Origin of the sequence: Massilia sp. LC238 (genome assembly GCF_000735635.1) — a bacterium.
Lineage (GTDB): Bacteria > Pseudomonadota > Gammaproteobacteria > Burkholderiales > Burkholderiaceae_D > Telluria > Telluria varians.
The window spans coordinates 79622-96288 of sequence record NZ_JNNN01000065.1 but is presented as its reverse complement, the minus strand read 5'-3'; the positions used below and the strand labels follow the sequence as shown (position 1 = coordinate 96288).

Genomic DNA, 16667 nt, shown 5'->3' with positions numbered 1-16667 from the left:
GAATCAGTCAGGTGGGTGGATGGAAGGTAGTTCGGCTGCGGCGGCGTTTCCTTCGGCGACCCAGAGGATCAGCTGGTCCAGCACGGCCCTGCCCCTGCCCTCGCCGGCCTGCGGGTCGTTGACGAAGGCCGTCACGATCCAGTCCTGTCCACGCCGGTCGCGCACGTAGCCGGCCAGCGCCGCGACGTCGCGCAGCGTGCCGGTCTTCAGGCGCGCATTGCCGGCCGCGGGGCCGGTCTTCAGGCGGTTCTTCATGGTGCCGTCCAGCGCCACGATCGGCAGGCTGGCGGAAAATTCCGGAGACCAGCGGCCCGCCGCGGCGGACTTGAGCAAGGCGGACAGCTGTGCGCTACTTAAGCGCTCGATGCGCGACAGGCCGGAGCCGTTCTCGATGACGATGCCGCCCGAGTCGACGCCCTGGGCGGCGATCCAGTCGAGGACGCGCCGGCGCGCCCGTTCGAGCGTCGGCTGGCTGCCGCTCCCGCCCGCCGTGGCGCCCAGCGTCAGGTAGACCATGCGCGCCTTGACGGCGTGCGAGTCCTTGTTGATGGCGCGGACCGTCTCCGCCAGGGTCTCGAACTGGCGCTCGACCAGCACGGCCGCGCGAGCGGGGACCTTGCCCTCGCGGGCGCGGCCGCGCCACCGGCCGCCCATCTCTTCCCACAACGCGCGCACCAGGCGTTCGATGTAGAGGTCGCGGTCGAGCGTGTGCAGGTCGACCGTCTTGCTGCAGTCGCGCGGAAAGCTGCCGTTCAGGACGATGCGCACCAGAGCGCCCTGTTCCTCTACCCTTGGCTGCTGCCAGGTCTCGCGCCAGTCCTTGCACGGCAAGTCGTTGAGCGTCATCCGGTTCAGCACGGACACCCCGGACAGCGGCGGCGTGGCCTGCACCGCCACGGTCGATGCATCCGAGGACAGCGTGTAGGTGACCAGGTAGTCCGACAGCGCCAGTGCGTCGGGGATGACGTTGTACGAGGCGTCCGGCGTGTCGTCGAACGGCGGCGCGCCGATGTCGAGCCGGGTCGGCTGGAACAGGGTCCGGTCCAGCACCAGATCCCCGCCGATGGAGACGATGCCGCTGTTACGCAGGCTGCGCAGCATGCCGCCCAGCCGCTCCCAGCTCAAGTTGGGGTCGCCCCCGCCCAGCAGGTACAGGTCGCCTTTCAGCTCGCCGTTCTCCGGCTTGGCGTCGGCAAGCATGGCCGTGGTCCAGCGGTGCGCGGGCCCCAGGGTATCCAGGGCCGCCAGGGTCGTCACCAGCTTCATGGTCGACGCCGGATTGAGCGCGCGGCGCTCGCCGAATCCCTGCACCGGCATTCCTGCCAGGGCCTCGATCCGGTAGCTCAGTGCGCCGGCTAGGATGCCCTGCCGCGCCAGTTCCTGCTCGACCGCGGGAGGCATGGCGGCGGCATGCGAGGCCGCCAGGAAGACGGCCAGGATCAAACAAAGGCTGCGAAGGAGCATGGTGGTTTCTCGATGCGCTCAACAATGGACCTGGCCATTGTGCGCACCCTTTCGCCGGCCGCCACCCGATATGTGACGAATGCCCGCTTCCGTGTGATGGCATCCCGGGAGTCCCGGGTTTGGCAGGCGTTTCGCGCTGCTATACTTTTCCGATGAGCTCCTCCCCCTATCGCATCCAGCCCTTCGCCAGGATCGTGCTGTCCATGGTCGTCCTGTGGACCGCCATCAGCGTGCTCGGCGCGCTCCAGACCTACAGCGACAACCTGCGCGCCGGGCAATCCAGCCACTATCCGGCGCTGCTGGCGACCTGGTTCGTCGAGTATGCCGTGCCGCTGATCGTCCTGAGCTGCATCCTGTGCATCGCGCTGACGCGCTGGCCGGCCCTGATCTCGCATCCGTGCAATGTGGTGGCGATGTTCGCGTGCCTGGTGCTGCTGTTCCAGCCGGCCCAGTGGATGTACATGGCCTGGCAGCGCGGAATGCTGCAGGTCTCCAGCCTGGAGGACGCCTGGCAGCTCTTGATGAGGATGCTGCTGGTCGGCTGGTTCTCGACCACCGGCACTTTTGCCGCGATCCTGGCTTTCTTCTACTGGCGCCAGTCCAAGGAACGCGAGCTGGCGTGGCAACGCTCGCAGACCGACATGCTCAACCTGCGCCTGGCGCTCGAGGAGCAGCGCATGCTGGCCCTGCGCGCCCAGCTCGAACCGCATTTCCTGTTCAACGCCCTGAACGCGATCAGCGCCCTGGTGCGCAGCGACGACAAGCGCCTGGCGCTGCAAGGTATCGGACGCCTGAGCGAGCTGCTGCGCTACGTGCTGTCAGCCAGCAGCGGCCATACCGTCAGCGTCGCCGCCGAGCTGCGCTTCGTGCAGGACTACCTGGCCCTGCAGCGCCTGCGCTACGGCGAGCGGCTGCGCATGCAGGTCGACGGCGCCGGCGAAGGGCTGGAACACATCGCCTGCCCGCCGCTGCTGCTGCAGCCGCTGGTCGAGAACGCGCTGCGCCACGACCTCGATTGCAGCGAAGGGCCGAGCGACATCCACCTGTCCTTCATCCGCGAACACGACGCACTGCTGGTGCGGGTCACCAATCCGGCGCGCTGCGACACCCCCGCCAATCCGGGCGCCGGCCTCGGGCTCGCCAACACCCGCGACCGGCTGCGCCTGATGCACCCGGAAGCCGCGCTCTTCGCCGGGCGGCAGGGCGAGCGCTTCGTCGCCGAAGTGCGCCTGCCGCTGGCGCAGGCGGATTGACGCCATGGCGATCCGCTACCTGATCGTCGACGATGAACTGCCAAGCAGGCTGAATCTGCGCCTGGCCATGGCCGCCCATCCCGGCTGGCAGCTGGCCGGGGAATGCGGCGGAGCGGCGTCGGCGCGCGCGGCGCTGGCGGGCATTGACGTCGACCTGGTGTTCCTGGACATCCAGATGCCGGGGCAGTCCGGGCTGGTGCTGGCGCGTGAGCTGAGCCGCCTGCGCGAGCCGCCGCTGGTCGTGTTCGTGACCGCCTACAGCGAGCACGCGATCGAGGCCTTCGAGGTGCATGCCCTCGACTACCTGCTCAAGCCGCTCGACGATGCGCGCCTGGCGCAGGCCGTCGAGCGCGCGGCGAGCATGCTGCGCCAGCGCCAGCGCGAGGCCTATGGCGCGGCGCTGCGCGGCTTCGTCGATGCCGACGGCGATGGCGCGCAAAGCCTGGACACGATCAGCGTGCGCTCGGTCGGCCGCATCGAACAGGTCAAGGTGGGCGACATCCTGCGCATCGAATCGGCGGGCAATTATGTGGAGCTGCGCCTGGCGGGACGCACGGTCCTGCACCGGATGACGCTCAGCCGCCTCGAAAGCCTGCTGGCCCCAGGGGAATTCGTGCGCGTGCACCGGGGCACGATCGTGCGGCGCAGCCAGATCGCCGGCATGGAAACCCGCGGCGACGGCACCTACTGGCTAAGCCTGCGCAACGGCGACCTGGTAGCCGTCAGCGAGCGCTATGCCGGTGCGCTGAAAGCCATCCTCGGAGGGTGAAACTCCGGTCCTCGACTATGCTATGGTTTGGTTCTGTAAACGTTAAATAAACCACGCCTTTCGGCTGATCTAAGAGGATGTATGCGTGTTGGACATGAAGCGTCGGAGGCGGCGCCGGCGATGAGCGAGCGCGAGCTGCACTTCGCGATCAAGGCCGGGCGTCTCGGCACCTGGAGCCTGGATATCGCGACCGGCGAACTGCGCACATCGGAAGTCTGCCGGTGCAATTTCGGCCGCGATCCGGCCGCCCCGTTCAGCTACGCGGAACTGCGCGCCGCCATTCACCCCGACGACAAGGTCCGGATGGCCGATGCCGTCGAGCACAGCGTCGCGTCCCGAGCGGATTACGACATCGAATACCGGATCGTGACGCCGGGCGGCGATTTGCGCTGGATCGCCATTCGCGGGCAGCCCGACTTCGACAGCGAGGGCAGGCCGCTCCGGATGACGGGCGTGTCGATCGACGTCACCGACAGGCGGCAAGCCGAGGAAAGACTGAGCGAAAGCGAAGCGCGCTATCGCACCCTGTTCGATTCCATCGACGAAGGCTTCTGCGTGGTCCAGTTCATCGATGGCCCGCACGGCCCGATGTCCGACTACGTGCACGTCGAAGCGAACGCCGCCTACATGCGCCATGCCGGCATTCCCGACATCGTCGGCAAGACGGCCAGGAGCCTGCTGAGCCGGAGCGAGGCGGACGCCTGGGTGGCGATCATCCGGGGCGTGCTGGAAACCGGGCAGCCTGTGCGCTTCGAGCGCGTCCTCGAAACCACCGACCGCTACCTCGAAGTGGCGTGCTCGCGCATCGAGCCGGCCACCAAGCGCCAGATAGCGGTCATCTTCCAGGACATAAGCGCGCGCAGGCTGGCGGAGCGCAGGCTCCGCGAACTGAACGATAGCCTGGCAAGCCAGGTCGCCGAGCGCACGGCCGAGCGCGACCAGCTCTGGAAGCTGTCCCAAGACATGCTGGCCCGGGCCAACTTCGAAGGGACCATGTCGGCCGTCAGCCCCGCATGGACGCAAGTGCTGGGCTGGAGCGAAGCCGAACTGCTGGCGCGCCCCTATGCCAGCCTCATGCATCCGGAGGACATGCCGCCCACGCTGGAGGCGATCGGGCGGATGGCCGAGACGCACCAGCCGGCCCGCTTCGAGAACCGCATCGCCACCCGGGACGGCGGCTGGAAGCACATCGAGTGGACCGTCGCACCGGAGCTCGACGGCGAGAATTTCGTCGCCATCGGGCGTGACCTCAGCCTGAACAAGGCCCGCGAAGCCGAACTCGAGCAGGCCCGGCAATCCTTGCGCCAGTCGCAGAAGATGGAGGCGGTGGGTCAGCTCACGGGCGGCCTCGCCCACGACTTCAACAACCTGCTCGCCTCGATCAGCGGCGGCCTGCAGGTCCTCAAGCTCAAGCTACATCGCGGCCAGGTAGCCGGGCTGGAACGTTACATCGAGATCGGTGAATCCTCGGTCCGCCGGGCCGCCTCGCTCACGCAGCGGCTGCTGGCATTCTCGCGCCGGCAGACGCTCGATCCCAAGCCGGTCGACATCAACCGCCTGATCGCAGGAATGGAGGAGCTGGTGCGCCATTCGGTCGGCCCGATGATCGAACTGGAAGTGCTCGGTGCGCACGATCTCTGGTTGACCAAGGTCGATCCGTCCCAGCTCGAGAATGCCTTGCTCAACCTGTGCATCAATGCACGCGATGCGATGATGCCCGACGGCGGGAAACTGACGCTGGTGACGGCCAACGAGTCGATCGACGAGCGCGACGCGCGAGGCGATATGCCGCCGGGACAGTACATTTCGCTGCGCGTGTCCGATACCGGCACCGGCATGCCTCCCGAGGTGGTCGCGCGCATCTTCGACCCCTTCTACACCACCAAGCCATTGGGCGAAGGTACCGGACTGGGACTGTCGATGGTCTACGGCTTCGTGCGCCAGTCGGGCGGCCAGGTACGCGTCCGCTCGGAGCCTGGGCACGGGACCAGCATGTGCCTGTACGTGCCGCGCTATTGCGGCGCCGCCCAGGCGGAGGCGAAGGCCGACGTTCCGCCCCCCAGTTCGGGCCAGGGCGAGACGATCGTGCTCATCGAAGACGAGCACGCGCTGCGCGCCATCGTCGAAGAAGTGCTGCGCGAGGCCGGCTATCGCGTGCTCACGGCGCAGGATGGCCCAACCGGCCTGCAAATACTGAACTCCGACACGCGGGTGGACCTGCTGGTCACGGATGTGGGACTGCCCGGAGGGCTGAACGGTCGCCAGGTGGCCGATGCGGCAAGGCTGCAGCGCCCCGGCCTCAAGGTGCTGTTCGTGACGGGGTATGCCGATACGGCGGCAGTCGGCAACGGCCGGCTCGCAGCAGGCATGGAAGTGATCACGAAGCCGTTCGAGATCACCGCCCTGACCTACAAGGTCCGTGCATTGATCGACGCGCGGCTAGCGCATTGACGCTTCCTGGAAGCAGACCGTGGCCGACAGGCCGCCCAGGCGTTCCGACTGGCCCAGCGCCAGGGTGGCGCCGTGGCGTTCGGCGATCGCCTTGATGATCGCCAGTCCCAGCCCGCTGCCGGCCGCCTCGCTGCCGGCGACGCGGTAGAAGCGGTCGAACACGCGCTCGCGTTCCTCCGGCGGGATGCCGGGGCCGCTGTCCTCGACCGTGACCGTGACCGTGCAGCCTTCCTTTGCACTGTCGCTGCGCACCGAGATGTCGGCGGTGCCGCCCGCCGGGGTGTACTTGATGGCGTTGTCGACCAGGTTGCGCAGCAGGATGTGGAGCGCATCCGGCTGCCCTTCCACCGTGGCCGGATCGGCGTGGTGGATGCCGACGTCCACGCCCTTGGCGGCGGCCACGCCGGCCAGGTCGGCCACGGTGCGGCGCGCCAGGTCGGCCAGGTCGACCGGGCGCGCGACGGTGCCGGCGGCGGCGGTGGCTTCCTGGCGCGCCAGCACCAGCAGTTGCTCGACCAGGCGGGTGGCGCGGTCGATGCCGGCCGTCAGGCGCTGCACGGCGAGCTTGCGCGCCTCCGGCGTGTCGGCGCGGTCCAGGCTCTGGGCCTGCAGCCGCAGCGCCGCCAGCGGCGTGCGCAGTTCGTGCGCGGCGTCGGCAACGAACGACTGCTGGGCGTCGAAGGCGGTCCTGACGCGCCCGAACAGCAGGTTCAGCTCCTGCACCAGCGGCTGCACCTCGTCCGGCAGGCCGGCGTCGGACACCGGCGACAGATCGTCGGCCTGGCGCGAAGCCACCTGCGAACGCACCCGCGCCACCGGCTCGAGCGAGCCGCTCACCACCCACCACACGACCAGCATCAGGATCGGCATCATGACGGCGATCGGGCCGAGGGTGCGCAGCGCGAGGTTGCCCGCCATGTTGCGGCGCACGGCGAGGTCCTGGGCCACCTGCACGGTCTGGTTTTCGCTCTGGATCGAGAACACGCGGTAGACGGTGCCGTTGGCCTTGACGTTGGAGAAGCCCAGCACCGCGCGCTGCGGCAGCCGCGCGCGCGAGACGCTATGGAAGACCTGCACGCCGTCGGGCGACCACATCTGCACCACCATGTCGTCGTTGCCGGCGCCACCCGGGCTGGCCTCGTTCTTGGCCTGCAGGCGCTGCTGCGCCTCGCTGTTCGACAGCGGCGTGCTCGAACGCAGCGACAGCGCCATCTGCTGCATGTGGTAGTCGAAGATCTGGTCGGCGTCGTGCAGGGAGGTGCGGTAGGCGATCGAGGCTTGCGCCAGGGCGGCGATGGTGATCGCCGCCAGCAGGTACCACAACAGGCGCCCACGCAGCGAGTGCGTGACCTTTGACCTGAATTTCATGCCTTGGGCACCATGTAGCCGACGCCGCGCACGTTCTGGATCAGGTCGCTGCCCAGCTTCTTGCGCAGGCCGTGGATGTAGACTTCCACCGCGTTGCTGGAGACTTCGTCGCGCCAGCTGTACAGCTTTTCTTCCAGCTGGGCGCGCGACAGCACGGCGCCGGGCCGCGCCACCAGGGCTTCCAGCACCGCCCATTCGCGGGCCGACAGGGCCACCTGGGTGCCGTCGACCAGCACTTCACGGGTGGCGGGATTGACCGAGATGTTCTTGTATTCGAAGATCGGTTCGGCGCGTCCGGCGGCGCGGCGCAGCAGCGCGCGGATGCGCGCCAGCAGTTCGTCGAGGTCGTAGGGCTTGAGGACGTAGTCGTCGGCGCCGGCGTCCAGCCCGGCGATGCGCTGGGCCACCGAATCGCGCGCGGTGGCGACCAGCACGGGAGTGCGGTCCTTGCGGGTGCGCATCGAGCGCAGCACGTCCAGCCCGTCCTTGCGCGGTAGGCCAAGGTCGAGCAGGACCAGGTCGTAGTTCTGGTTCTGCATCAGGGCCGTGTCGGCCATTTCGCCGTCCTTGACCCAATCGACGGCGTAGTGCTCGGCCCGCAGGAGGTCGAGCACCACTTCGCCGATCATCGTATCGTCTTCTACCAGCAATAGCCGCATGAATTATCCGTTCGTGTAACCAGCCGGTCGAGGACGCTGCGCTTCCTTAGCCAATCCGCACTGGAATGAAGATTCTTTCACTTCCGCGCTGGATCAGCAAGGCCACCGACTTGCTGGCCTTGCCCACCACGTCGCGAACCTGCTCAAGCGAGTTGACCGCACGGCCGTTGACCGAGACCAGCACGTCGCCCGGTTCGATGCCGGCGCTCGCGGCCGCGCCGCGCGCATCCTCGATCAGCAGGCCCGAGGCGATGCCGCTCTGGCGGCGCTCGATCGGCTCGAGCGGACGCAGGACCAGGCCCAGCTTGGCGCCCTTGTCGCCGCCGTTCGCAGCCAGCTCTTCCGGCGCACCGCGCTTGGCTTTCTCGCTGGCGTCGGCGAGGACCGCGTCGACGCGCACCAGCTTGCCGTCGCGCCAGACGTCGAGCGCCACGCGCTCGCCCGGCTTGGACAGCGAGACGCTGCTGGACAGGTCGCCTGGCGACACAATGGTCTGGCCGTTCAGGCGGCGGATGATGTCGCCCGACTTCAGGCCGGCGCGCTCGGCCGGACCGCCGCGCTCGACGTTCGCGATCAGGACGCCTTCGGGCGAATCCAGGCCGAAGGAGTCGGCGAAGACCTGGTCGATCGGCTGTACGTTCACGCCCAGCTTGGCATGCTGCACCTTGCCGGTGGCCATGATCTGGTCCTTGATCTTGACCGCGATGTCGATCGGGATCGAGAAGGACAGGCCCTGGTAGCCGCCGGTCTGGCTGTAGATCTGCGAGTTGATGCCCACCACTTCGCCGCGGGTGTTGAACAGCGGGCCGCCCGAGTTGCCCGGGTTGACCGCCACGTCGGTCTGGATGAAGGGCACCTGGCCGTCCGGCAGGTTGCGGCCGGTGGCGCTCACCACGCCGGCGGTGACGGTGCTCTCGAGGCCATACGGGGAGCCGATGGCCAGCACCCACTCGCCCGGGGCGAGCGAACGCGATTTACCGAGCGGCACAACCGGCAGGTTCTTGGCGTCGATCTTCAGCACGGCCACGTCGGTGCGCGCGTCCGCGCCCACGACCTTGGCGCGGAATTCGCGGCGGTCATGGAGCTTGACGGTGACTTCGTCGGCGCCTTGCACGACGTGGGCATTGGTCAGGATGACGCCGTCCGGGCTTACGATGAAGCCCGATCCGGCGCCGAAAACGGGCGCTCCACGACCACTGCCGCGCGGGTCCTGGAACTGTCGGAAGAATTCATAGAACGGGTGGCGCGGGTCGAGCTGGGGCACGTTGCCGCGGCTGGCGGTCTTGGTGCTGCCGACCACCTGGATGTTCACCACCGCCTTGCCGTTCTGGGCGGCGATGCGGGTGAAGTCGGGGAGGGTCACGGTGCCTGCCGGCGCCGGGGCGGCGGCGGGAGCCGGGGCTGCAGCCAGCTGCGCAGGCGCCGGCGCCGGCGCTTCTGCGGCGGCCGCGGCTTCGGCTGCCGCGTTGTTATGGTTGACGGCAAGCGCACCGACCGCTCCGCCGATGACGCCCGCGGCACACAGGGCCAGCGTGAGGCGTTTGGCAGTGATGGCAGTGACGGCACCTTCGTTACGCATGTATGTGCTCCTGATGAAAATGGTTGACCGATGATGTTCTTTATCGATGGGCTTATCTTCCCAAAGCTGGCTTAGACCATGCTTAAGCAGGCAACTTTTGGCCTTATACCGCTCTTAAAGATGACGCTTTCGTAGAGTGGGCGGGTCTCCCGCCCACGCGTTCAAACTTGGCTAAATCTGCCCGCGCGGCGATTCATCTGCTAACTATCACCGCGTGGGGTGTTCTGGCCCAGTGGGCCAGAACACGAGCCGCCCACCCTACGGAAAACACAAGTCCATCGTCAAAAAGGGCGCCCCACGGGACGCCCTTCTTTCACGCGACTACCTGTACTTAGGCGGCGCGCTGTTCCAGCTGCTGCACGTTATTGGCATTGCCGTTGGCGTCGCCGATGGCGATCTTGCGCGGCTTGAACGCTTCCGGCACTTCGCGCACCAGTTCGATGGTGAGCATGCCGTTGTCGAACGATGCGCTGGTGACCTTCACATGGTTCGCCAGCTGGAAGCGCTGCTCGAAATCGCGGGCGGCGATACCACGGTGCAGGAAGGTGCGCTGGGTCTCGTCCTTCTGCTTGCGGCCGGTGACATGCAGGGTATCACGCTCGGTCACGATTTCCACTTCGTCGCGGGTGAAGCCGGCCAGGGCCATCACGATGCGGTAGTTGTCTTCGCTTACCAGTTCGATGTTGTACGGCGGGTAACTCGGCTCGGCGCGCTGCTCGAGCAGGCTGGCCAGGCGATCGAAACCGATGGCGGAACGGTACAGGGGAGTCAGGTCGAAAGTACGCATGATAAATATCCTCGTAAAGTTTAAGCGATATAGTTGCCGGACCTCATCGTGAGCATCCGGTGACTCCAATCTAGTGCCATGCCAAGGCAGTTTCAAGACATACGAAATATGGTTTTTTAAGCATTTTTACAAATATTATTTACACCTTTCCGTGTGCGCAAATTTGCCAAATTTGCGTTAAGGTAAGCACCTTTGCCACAGCAGCCGCATCATGTTTTCGATCGTCCTCAATATCGTCGGTACCCTCTTCCACCTGTACGTCGCCGCCCGCCTGTATTCGCTCGACGCGGTCAAGCACCGCATCCCGCGGCGCGCCTGGTGGATCGGCGCCTTCCTGGTCTGGCTGCTGTATTTCGCCGGCGTGCGCATCGCCGACCAGGCCCTCGACTGGCGCTGGTGGCCGGGTCAGTTCGCGCTGACCTGGCTGGGCATCACCTTCATCATGTCGCTGTGCCTGCTGGCGACGGATATCCTGGGCGGCTTCGGCCTGTGGTGGCGCGCGCATACCCAGAAGCTGCGCGCCGTCGGCGCCATCGGCGGCGTGCTGCTCGCAAGCTTCGCCATCTTCCAGGGCATGCGCGCCCCCGTCATCGTCGACCAGGAAGTCGTCATGAAAGACCTGCCGCAGGCGCTGGACGGCACCGTCATCGTCGCCGTCAGCGACATCCACCTCGGCGCCCAGCGCCGCTCCGAATGGCTGGCGGCGCGCGTCGAACAGATCAACGCATTGAAGCCGGCCGCGGTCCTGCTGCTCGGCGACCAGGTCGAGGACGATCCGATCGGCGAGCCGCAGCTGGCCCCGACCCTGCGCGGGCTGCGCGCGCCGTGGGGCGTGTGGGCGGTGACCGGCAACCACGAGTTCTACGGCGACCTTGAAACCACCGTGCGCGAATTCGAGGAAGGCGGCGTGCGCTGGCTGCGCGACCGCCAGGTGGAGCTGGCCCCCGGCCTGGTGCTGGCCGGGATCGAGGACATCGGCCGCGCCATGCGCAATGAACGCGAGATCACGAGCGGCCTGGCGCGCACCATCCCGGCGCCGACCGGCGCCGCCACCATCCTGATGTCGCACATCCCGGCCGCCGGCATCATCGAGGAAGCCAGCGCGCGCGGCGTCGACCTGATGCTGTCCGGGCACACCCACGGCGGCCAGATCTGGCCCTTCAGCTATGCGGTACAGAAGCGCTTCGCGAAATACATCGGCGCCTACGACGTCAATGGCATGATGCTGTACGTGACCCGCGGCGCCGGCAGCTGGGGCCCGCGCATGCGCCTGTGGCAGCCGGGCGAGATCATTCGCCTGACGCTGCGCGCGCCGCACTGAAAGAGCACCCATGTCCGAGAATCCTGTCGATCCGTCCGCCCTGAACGCCCGCTGGCGCGCCTTCCAGCTCCGGCTCGCCGACCAGCTCAAGACGCTGTCCTCGCCCACCGCCATCGTCGAGACCGCGACCAGGCTTCTGGCCGGGTATCTCGGCGCCTCGCACTGCTGGTACACCGAAGTCGGCCCGGACGGCCATACCTTCTTCTCGCGCGCGGGATGGTTCGACGCCGGGATTCCGCCCATGCCCAGCTCCGGACGCATCGACGACTTCGGGCCGGCGGTGGTGGCGACGCTGGGCAGGGGAAGCGACTTCGTGGTCGACGACATGGCTGCCGATGCCAGGACCGCCGCCTTCGTCGCCAGCTACCGGGCCATCATGATCGGCGCGCTGCTGGCGGTGCCGATCTTCAAGGACGGGCGCTGGGCCGCCAACCTGAACGTCGCCAAGCCGGATGCCTACTGCTGGACCGGCGACGACATCCTGGTCACGCGCGACGTGGCCGAGCGCACCTGGTCGGCGGTCGAGAATGCCCTGGCGCAGGCCGCCCTGCGCCAGGAGCGTGACCGCAGCCAGTACATCTTCGACACCCTGAGCGAGGGTCTGGTGCTGCTGGCGGCGGACGACACCCTGAGCTATGCGAACGATGCGGCGCTGCGCTTTTCCGCGCTGCCGCGCGAAGCCATCGTCGGCAAGCCCTACCGCGAGGCCTTCCCGGCGCTGGCCGGCGCCGAGATCGTCGCCCTGCTCGCGCGCGTGCGCGCCGGCCGCAAGGCCGAGTCGGCTGAGCAGGCCTGCCTCCTGCCGGGCGGGGGCCAGGCCTGGATCTATGTCCGCGCCAATCCCTCGCTGGAAGACGGCCTGGCCGTATTCTTCGACGACGTCAGCGCCCGCAAGCTGGCGGTGCTGGCGGCGCAGAAGGCCGAGGCGCACAAGACCATGCTGCTCGACCTGGACGAGCAGCTGCGCGGCGTCGCCGACGACCCGGCGATGATGATGACCGTGGCTACCCGGGAGCTGGCGCGCATCCTCGGCGTGCCGCGGGTCGGCTACGTCAGCATGGACGAGGCAGTCGAGTACGGCGTCGTCGGGCACAACTACAACGACGTGCGCCGGGTGCCGGAGCTGCCGGCCCGGGTCGAGCGGCTCGACGACTACGGCCTGGCCCTGGCAGCCGATATCCGCGCGGGACGCGTCATGCGCGTCAGTGACCTGGCCAGCGATCCGCGCACCGCCGGCGCAGCCGCCGCGGCCCACGCGGAGATCGGCGCGCGCGCTTCGGTGGCCGCCCCGATCCAGCGCGACGGCAAGACGGTGGCCTTCATGTTCGCCCACCACGACCAGCCGCGCGCCTGGAGCGACGAGGACGTCGAGCTGATGCGCCAGACCGCGGCCCGCACCTGGGATGCGGTGGCGCGCGCGCGGGCGGTGCTGGCGCTGCGCGAGGCCGACCGGCGCAAGGACGAATTCCTCGCCATGCTCGCGCATGAGCTGCGCAATCCGCTGGCCCCGATCAGCTCGGCGGCCGACCTGCTGCGCCTCGGGCGGCTCGACGAAACACGCGTGCGCCAGACCAGCGGCATCATCGCGCGCCAGGTCAGGCACATGACCGGGCTCATCGACGACCTGCTGGACGTGTCGCGCGTCACCCGCGGCCTGGTGAGCCTGGAACGGAGCGAGGTCGACGCCCGCAGCGTCGTCAGCGAGGCCGTCGAGCAGGTCAAGCCGCTGATCGAATTGCGCCGCCATCACCTGGAAGTCCACGTGGCGCCGGGGCCGGCGCATGTGTGGGGCGACCTGAAACGCCTGGTCCAGTGCGTTGCGAACGTCCTGAACAATGCTGCCAAGTACACGCCGGAAGGCGGCAACATCGTGCTGCACCTGCGTACCGAAGCGGAACAGGTGGTGATCACGGTGACGGACAACGGCATCGGCATGGCGCCCGACACGGTGGCCCATGCCTTCGAGCTGTTTGCCCAGGCCGAGCGCACGCCGGACCGCGCCCAGGGCGGCCTGGGCATCGGCCTGGCGCTGGTCAAGAGCCTGGTCGAGCTGCATGGCGGCCGGGTCGCGCTGCATAGCGCGGGATTGGGACAAGGCAGCAAATTCAGCATCCATCTGCCGCGCCACCGGCAGGCCCCGGCGCCCACCGTCGCGCCCGCGCAGGCGCAGGCGCCGCCGGCCGCGCGCGCGCGACAGGCGCGCGTGATGGTCGTCGACGACAACGTCGACGCCGCCGAGGTGCTGGCAGCCTTGTGCGAACTGCTCGGGTACGTGGTCACGGTCGAACATTCTTCCCTGCGCGCCATCGAGCGGGCCAGGCAGGAGCGGCCGGAAGTCTGCCTGATCGACATCGGCCTGCCCGACATGGACGGCAACGAGCTGGCCAGCCGCCTGCGCCGCCTGCCCGAGACCGCGGGATCGATGCTGGTGGCGGTGACGGGCTACGGCCAGGAAAAGGACCGGGAAGCCGCCCAGGCGTCGGGTTTCGACCATTACCTGGTCAAACCAGTCGACGCGGAACAGATCTGGGCGCTGCTGCAGGCACGGGACGGCGGCAAGGCCTGAGGTCCTTTCTCTTGCGGCTCAATCGGGCAGGCGCGCGTCCTTGGCAAGCATCTCCTGCAGCGTCTCGCGCGGCAGCGCGGGGCTGAAGTAAAAGCCCTGCATCTGGTCGCAGTCGTGTTCGCGCAGGAAGGCGATCTGCTCGCGCGTCTCGACGCCTTCGGCCACCACCTTGAGCTTGAGGTTGTGGCCGAGCGCGATGATGGCGCGCGTGATGACCAGGTGGCCGTCGTGGCCGACGTCGCCCAGGAAGGAGCGGTCGATCTTGATGACATCGACCGGGAATTTCTGCAGGTGGCTCAGGCTCGAGTACCCGGTGCCGAAATCGTCGATCGACAGGCGCACCCCTAGAGCCTTGAGCTGGCCCAGCGCGTCCAGCGCTTCGTCGGGATGGTCCATCAGCTGGCTCTCGGTCACCTCGAGTTCGAGCGAACGCGGGTCGACGCCGTGGCGGCGCAGGGTCGCGCCGAGGCGCTCGGCGAACTGGCGCTGGCGCAGCTGGCGCGCCGACAGGTTGACCGCGATGACGAAATCCTTCACGCCGAGCGCTTCCATGGCCTTGAGCGCGCCGCAGGCCTCGTCGATGACCCAGTCGCCCAGCGGCACGATCAGGCCGGTTTCCTCGGCCACCGGGATGAAGCGGTCGGGCGGGATCACCCCCTCGACAGGGTGGCGCCAGCGCACCAGGGCCTCGGCGCCCACCACCTTGCCGCTGCGCAGGTCGACCTTTGGCTGGTAATCGAGCACCATTTCGTGCTCGCGGATCGCGCGGCTCAGGTTCGCCTCCAGCATCAGGTGTTCGTGCACGATCTGGTTCAGGTCGGTGGAATAGAACTGGAAGTTGTTCTTGCCGAGGGTCTTGGCGTGGTACATGGCGGCGTCGGCCGCACGCATGATCTTCTCGGGACTGTCGCCGTCGTCGGGGAAGATGCTGACGCCGATGCTGGTGCCGGGCAGGATGTCCCGCCCCTTCACCTCGACCTTCGCCATGACGCTGCGGCGGGTGCGCTCGATCAGTTCGGCGATGCGTTCGTGGCTGGCCGGGTTGCAGATGACGAGGACGAATTCGTCGCCGCCCATGCGCGCGATGGTGTCCTCCTCGCGCACGTTCCCGCGCAGGCGCTGGGCGATTTCGCGCAGCACCGCATCGCCGGCATCGTGGCCGAAGTTGTCGTTGATGTGCTTGAAGTTGTCGAGGTCGAGGAAGGCCAGCGCCACCATGAAGCCGCCGCGCTTCGCGCTGTCGATGGCCTGGCGCAGCCGGTCCTGCAGCAGCGTGCGGTTGGCCAGGCCGGTGAGCGGGTCGTGGTGGGCCAGGTGGTGCAGGCGGCGCTCGTAGTGGCGGGCCTCGGTGATGTCGTTGATGACCCCGACGAAGTGCGTGATCTCGCCGTCGCCGTTGGACACCGGATCGATGCGCAGGTCGTTCCAGAACACCTCGCCGTTCTTGCGCTTGTTGCGCAGCACCACGCGCACGCTTTCCTTGCGCGCGAGCGCTTCGCGGATGCGCTGGCGCTCGTCCTCGTCGCAGCCCGAGATGGCCATGAAGCGCGGATCCTGGCCCCGGATCTCGGAAAGCGTGTAGCCGGTGATGCGCTCGAAGGCCGGGTTGACGTAGTCGATGCGGTGCTCGTCTTCTTCGCAGCGGGTGATGACGATGGCGTTCAGGCTCGAGTAGATGGCGCGCTCGCGCACCCGCAGGCCGATTTCGGCCTGCTTGCGCGCCGTGATGTCCATGCCGGTGCCGAACACGACCGGGACATTGCCCAGGTGGGCCAGGGAACAGCGGAACAGGTAGGGCGTGCGCTTGCCGTGCTTGCCGACCAGTTCCGCCTCGTGCGTGGAGCCGCCGCCATCGAAGGCGGCGAGGATCTTGTCGACGATGAGGGGCCGTTCCTTTTCGTCGAAGAAGAACTTGACGTTGGAAGTGGGCAGCTCCTCGGCATCCATCTCCAGCGCTTCTTCCAGCTGGTGGTTCCACAGCAGCAGGTGGCCGCTCTGGTCGATCACGTAGAACACGCAGGGCAGCGACTCGAGGATGTCGGCCACCGGCAGGTCCTGGATCAGGGCATAGCGCGCCGGGAACTGGCCAGAGCGAGGGATGAGGATGACGCTGAAGGTGCCAGGCGTCTCGGTGTCGAAGGACTGCGGCGCCACCGTGATGCGCACCGGCAGGCGCCGGCCGTCGGCCGTATGCAGGGTGCCCTCGTTCTCGGCGTCGGCGCGCGCGGCCATGCGCGGTTTGGCGCCTGCGGGGTCGTCGAACTCGACGATGCGGTCCAGGGTCATGCCCTGGATCTCGCCGGCGCCGTAGCCGGCCAGTTTTTCGCAGGCCTTGTTCCAGCTGGTGACGGTGCCGGCCGCATCGACGACGAACACGGCAAGGGGCAGGGGCGACAGGTTCAAAGCTCCTCCGGGATGGCCGCGCAGCGGTGCGCGCGGCACGCAGTGAA

General features: G+C 67.9%; 11 protein-coding genes. 5 read left to right on the top strand and 6 right to left on the bottom strand.

Annotated features, from left to right (window positions below; translation table 11 throughout):
• Positions 1-3 precede the first annotated feature (3 nt).
• Positions 4-1464 (bottom strand): D-alanyl-D-alanine carboxypeptidase/D-alanyl-D-alanine-endopeptidase, encoded by a 1461-nt coding sequence (gene dacB / locus FG94_RS17280; RefSeq protein ID WP_036214198.1) that lies wholly within the window; start codon positions 1462-1464, stop codon positions 4-6.
• A gap of 152 nt (positions 1465-1616) precedes the next feature.
• On the opposite strand from dacB, the gene FG94_RS17275 reads away from it, so the two are divergent.
• From FG94_RS17275 to FG94_RS17265, 3 genes are all read left to right on the top strand, one after another.
• Positions 1617-2717 (top strand): sensor histidine kinase, encoded by a 1101-nt coding sequence (locus FG94_RS17275; protein ID WP_229445975.1) that lies wholly within the window; start codon positions 1617-1619, stop codon positions 2715-2717.
• Between the two features lie 4 nt (positions 2718-2721).
• Positions 2722-3486, top strand: a complete 765-nt coding sequence (locus tag FG94_RS17270) for a LytTR family DNA-binding domain-containing protein (RefSeq protein WP_036214196.1) — start codon at positions 2722-2724, stop codon at positions 3484-3486.
• A gap of 81 nt (positions 3487-3567) precedes the next feature.
• Positions 3568-5937 (top strand): PAS domain-containing sensor histidine kinase, encoded by a 2370-nt coding sequence (locus FG94_RS17265; RefSeq protein ID WP_081926050.1) that lies wholly within the window; start codon positions 3568-3570, stop codon positions 5935-5937.
• On the opposite strand, the gene FG94_RS17260 is transcribed toward FG94_RS17265, so the two are convergent.
• From FG94_RS17260 to FG94_RS17245, 4 genes are all read right to left on the bottom strand, one after another.
• Positions 5926-7305 (bottom strand): ATP-binding protein, encoded by a 1380-nt coding sequence (locus FG94_RS17260; RefSeq protein ID WP_036214195.1) that lies wholly within the window; start codon positions 7303-7305, stop codon positions 5926-5928. The genes FG94_RS17265 and FG94_RS17260 overlap by 12 nt on opposite strands.
• Complete coding sequence (locus FG94_RS17255) at positions 7302-7964, bottom strand: response regulator transcription factor (protein WP_036214193.1); 663 nt, start codon at positions 7962-7964, stop codon at positions 7302-7304. The genes FG94_RS17260 and FG94_RS17255 overlap by 4 nt, the downstream gene beginning before the upstream one ends.
• A gap of 46 nt (positions 7965-8010) precedes the next feature.
• A complete protein-coding gene (locus tag FG94_RS17250) occupies positions 8011-9543 on the bottom strand; it encodes a Do family serine endopeptidase (RefSeq protein ID WP_036214191.1) in 1533 nt (510 codons plus the stop codon).
• Between the two features lie 331 nt (positions 9544-9874).
• On the bottom strand, positions 9875-10330 hold the full coding sequence (locus FG94_RS17245; protein WP_036214190.1) for an Hsp20 family protein: 456 nt from the start codon (positions 10328-10330) through the stop codon (positions 9875-9877).
• A 211-nt stretch (positions 10331-10541) separates the two neighbouring features.
• Between FG94_RS17245 and FG94_RS17240 the strand changes: the two genes are divergently transcribed.
• On the top strand, positions 10542-11651 hold the full coding sequence (locus tag FG94_RS17240; RefSeq protein ID WP_036214188.1) for a metallophosphoesterase: 1110 nt from the start codon (positions 10542-10544) through the stop codon (positions 11649-11651).
• 10 nt (positions 11652-11661) lie between these two features.
• Positions 11662-14217: an ATP-binding protein gene (locus FG94_RS26115; RefSeq protein WP_051996875.1), complete on the top strand. Its 2556-nt coding sequence runs from the start codon at positions 11662-11664 to the stop codon at positions 14215-14217.
• 18 nt (positions 14218-14235) lie between these two features.
• On the opposite strand, the gene FG94_RS17230 is transcribed toward FG94_RS26115, so the two are convergent.
• Positions 14236-16620 (bottom strand): EAL domain-containing protein, encoded by a 2385-nt coding sequence (locus FG94_RS17230; protein WP_036214186.1) that lies wholly within the window; start codon positions 16618-16620, stop codon positions 14236-14238.
• Positions 16621-16667 lie beyond the last annotated feature (47 nt).

What these genes read in the sequence shown, in the direction of transcription:
- FG94_RS17260 (WP_036214195.1), bottom strand. Translation starts at nt 7,305, where the DNA reads ATGAAATTCAGGTCAAAGGTCACGCACTCGCTGCGTGGGCGCCTGTTG.
- FG94_RS17265 (WP_081926050.1), top strand. Translation starts at nt 3,568, where the DNA reads ATGCGTGTTGGACATGAAGCGTCGGAGGCGGCGCCGGCGATGAGCGAG.
- dacB (WP_036214198.1), bottom strand. Translation starts at nt 1,464, where the DNA reads ATGCTCCTTCGCAGCCTTTGTTTGATCCTGGCCGTCTTCCTGGCGGCC.
- FG94_RS17255 (WP_036214193.1), bottom strand. Translation starts at nt 7,964, where the DNA reads ATGCGGCTATTGCTGGTAGAAGACGATACGATGATCGGCGAAGTGGTG.
- FG94_RS17275 (WP_229445975.1), top strand. Translation starts at nt 1,617, where the DNA reads ATGAGCTCCTCCCCCTATCGCATCCAGCCCTTCGCCAGGATCGTGCTG.
- FG94_RS17270 (WP_036214196.1), top strand. Translation starts at nt 2,722, where the DNA reads ATGGCGATCCGCTACCTGATCGTCGACGATGAACTGCCAAGCAGGCTG.
- FG94_RS17240 (WP_036214188.1), top strand. Translation starts at nt 10,542, where the DNA reads ATGTTTTCGATCGTCCTCAATATCGTCGGTACCCTCTTCCACCTGTAC.
- FG94_RS17250 (WP_036214191.1), bottom strand. Translation starts at nt 9,543, where the DNA reads ATGCGTAACGAAGGTGCCGTCACTGCCATCACTGCCAAACGCCTCACG.
- FG94_RS26115 (WP_051996875.1), top strand. Translation starts at nt 11,662, where the DNA reads ATGTCCGAGAATCCTGTCGATCCGTCCGCCCTGAACGCCCGCTGGCGC.
- FG94_RS17245 (WP_036214190.1), bottom strand. Translation starts at nt 10,330, where the DNA reads ATGCGTACTTTCGACCTGACTCCCCTGTACCGTTCCGCCATCGGTTTC.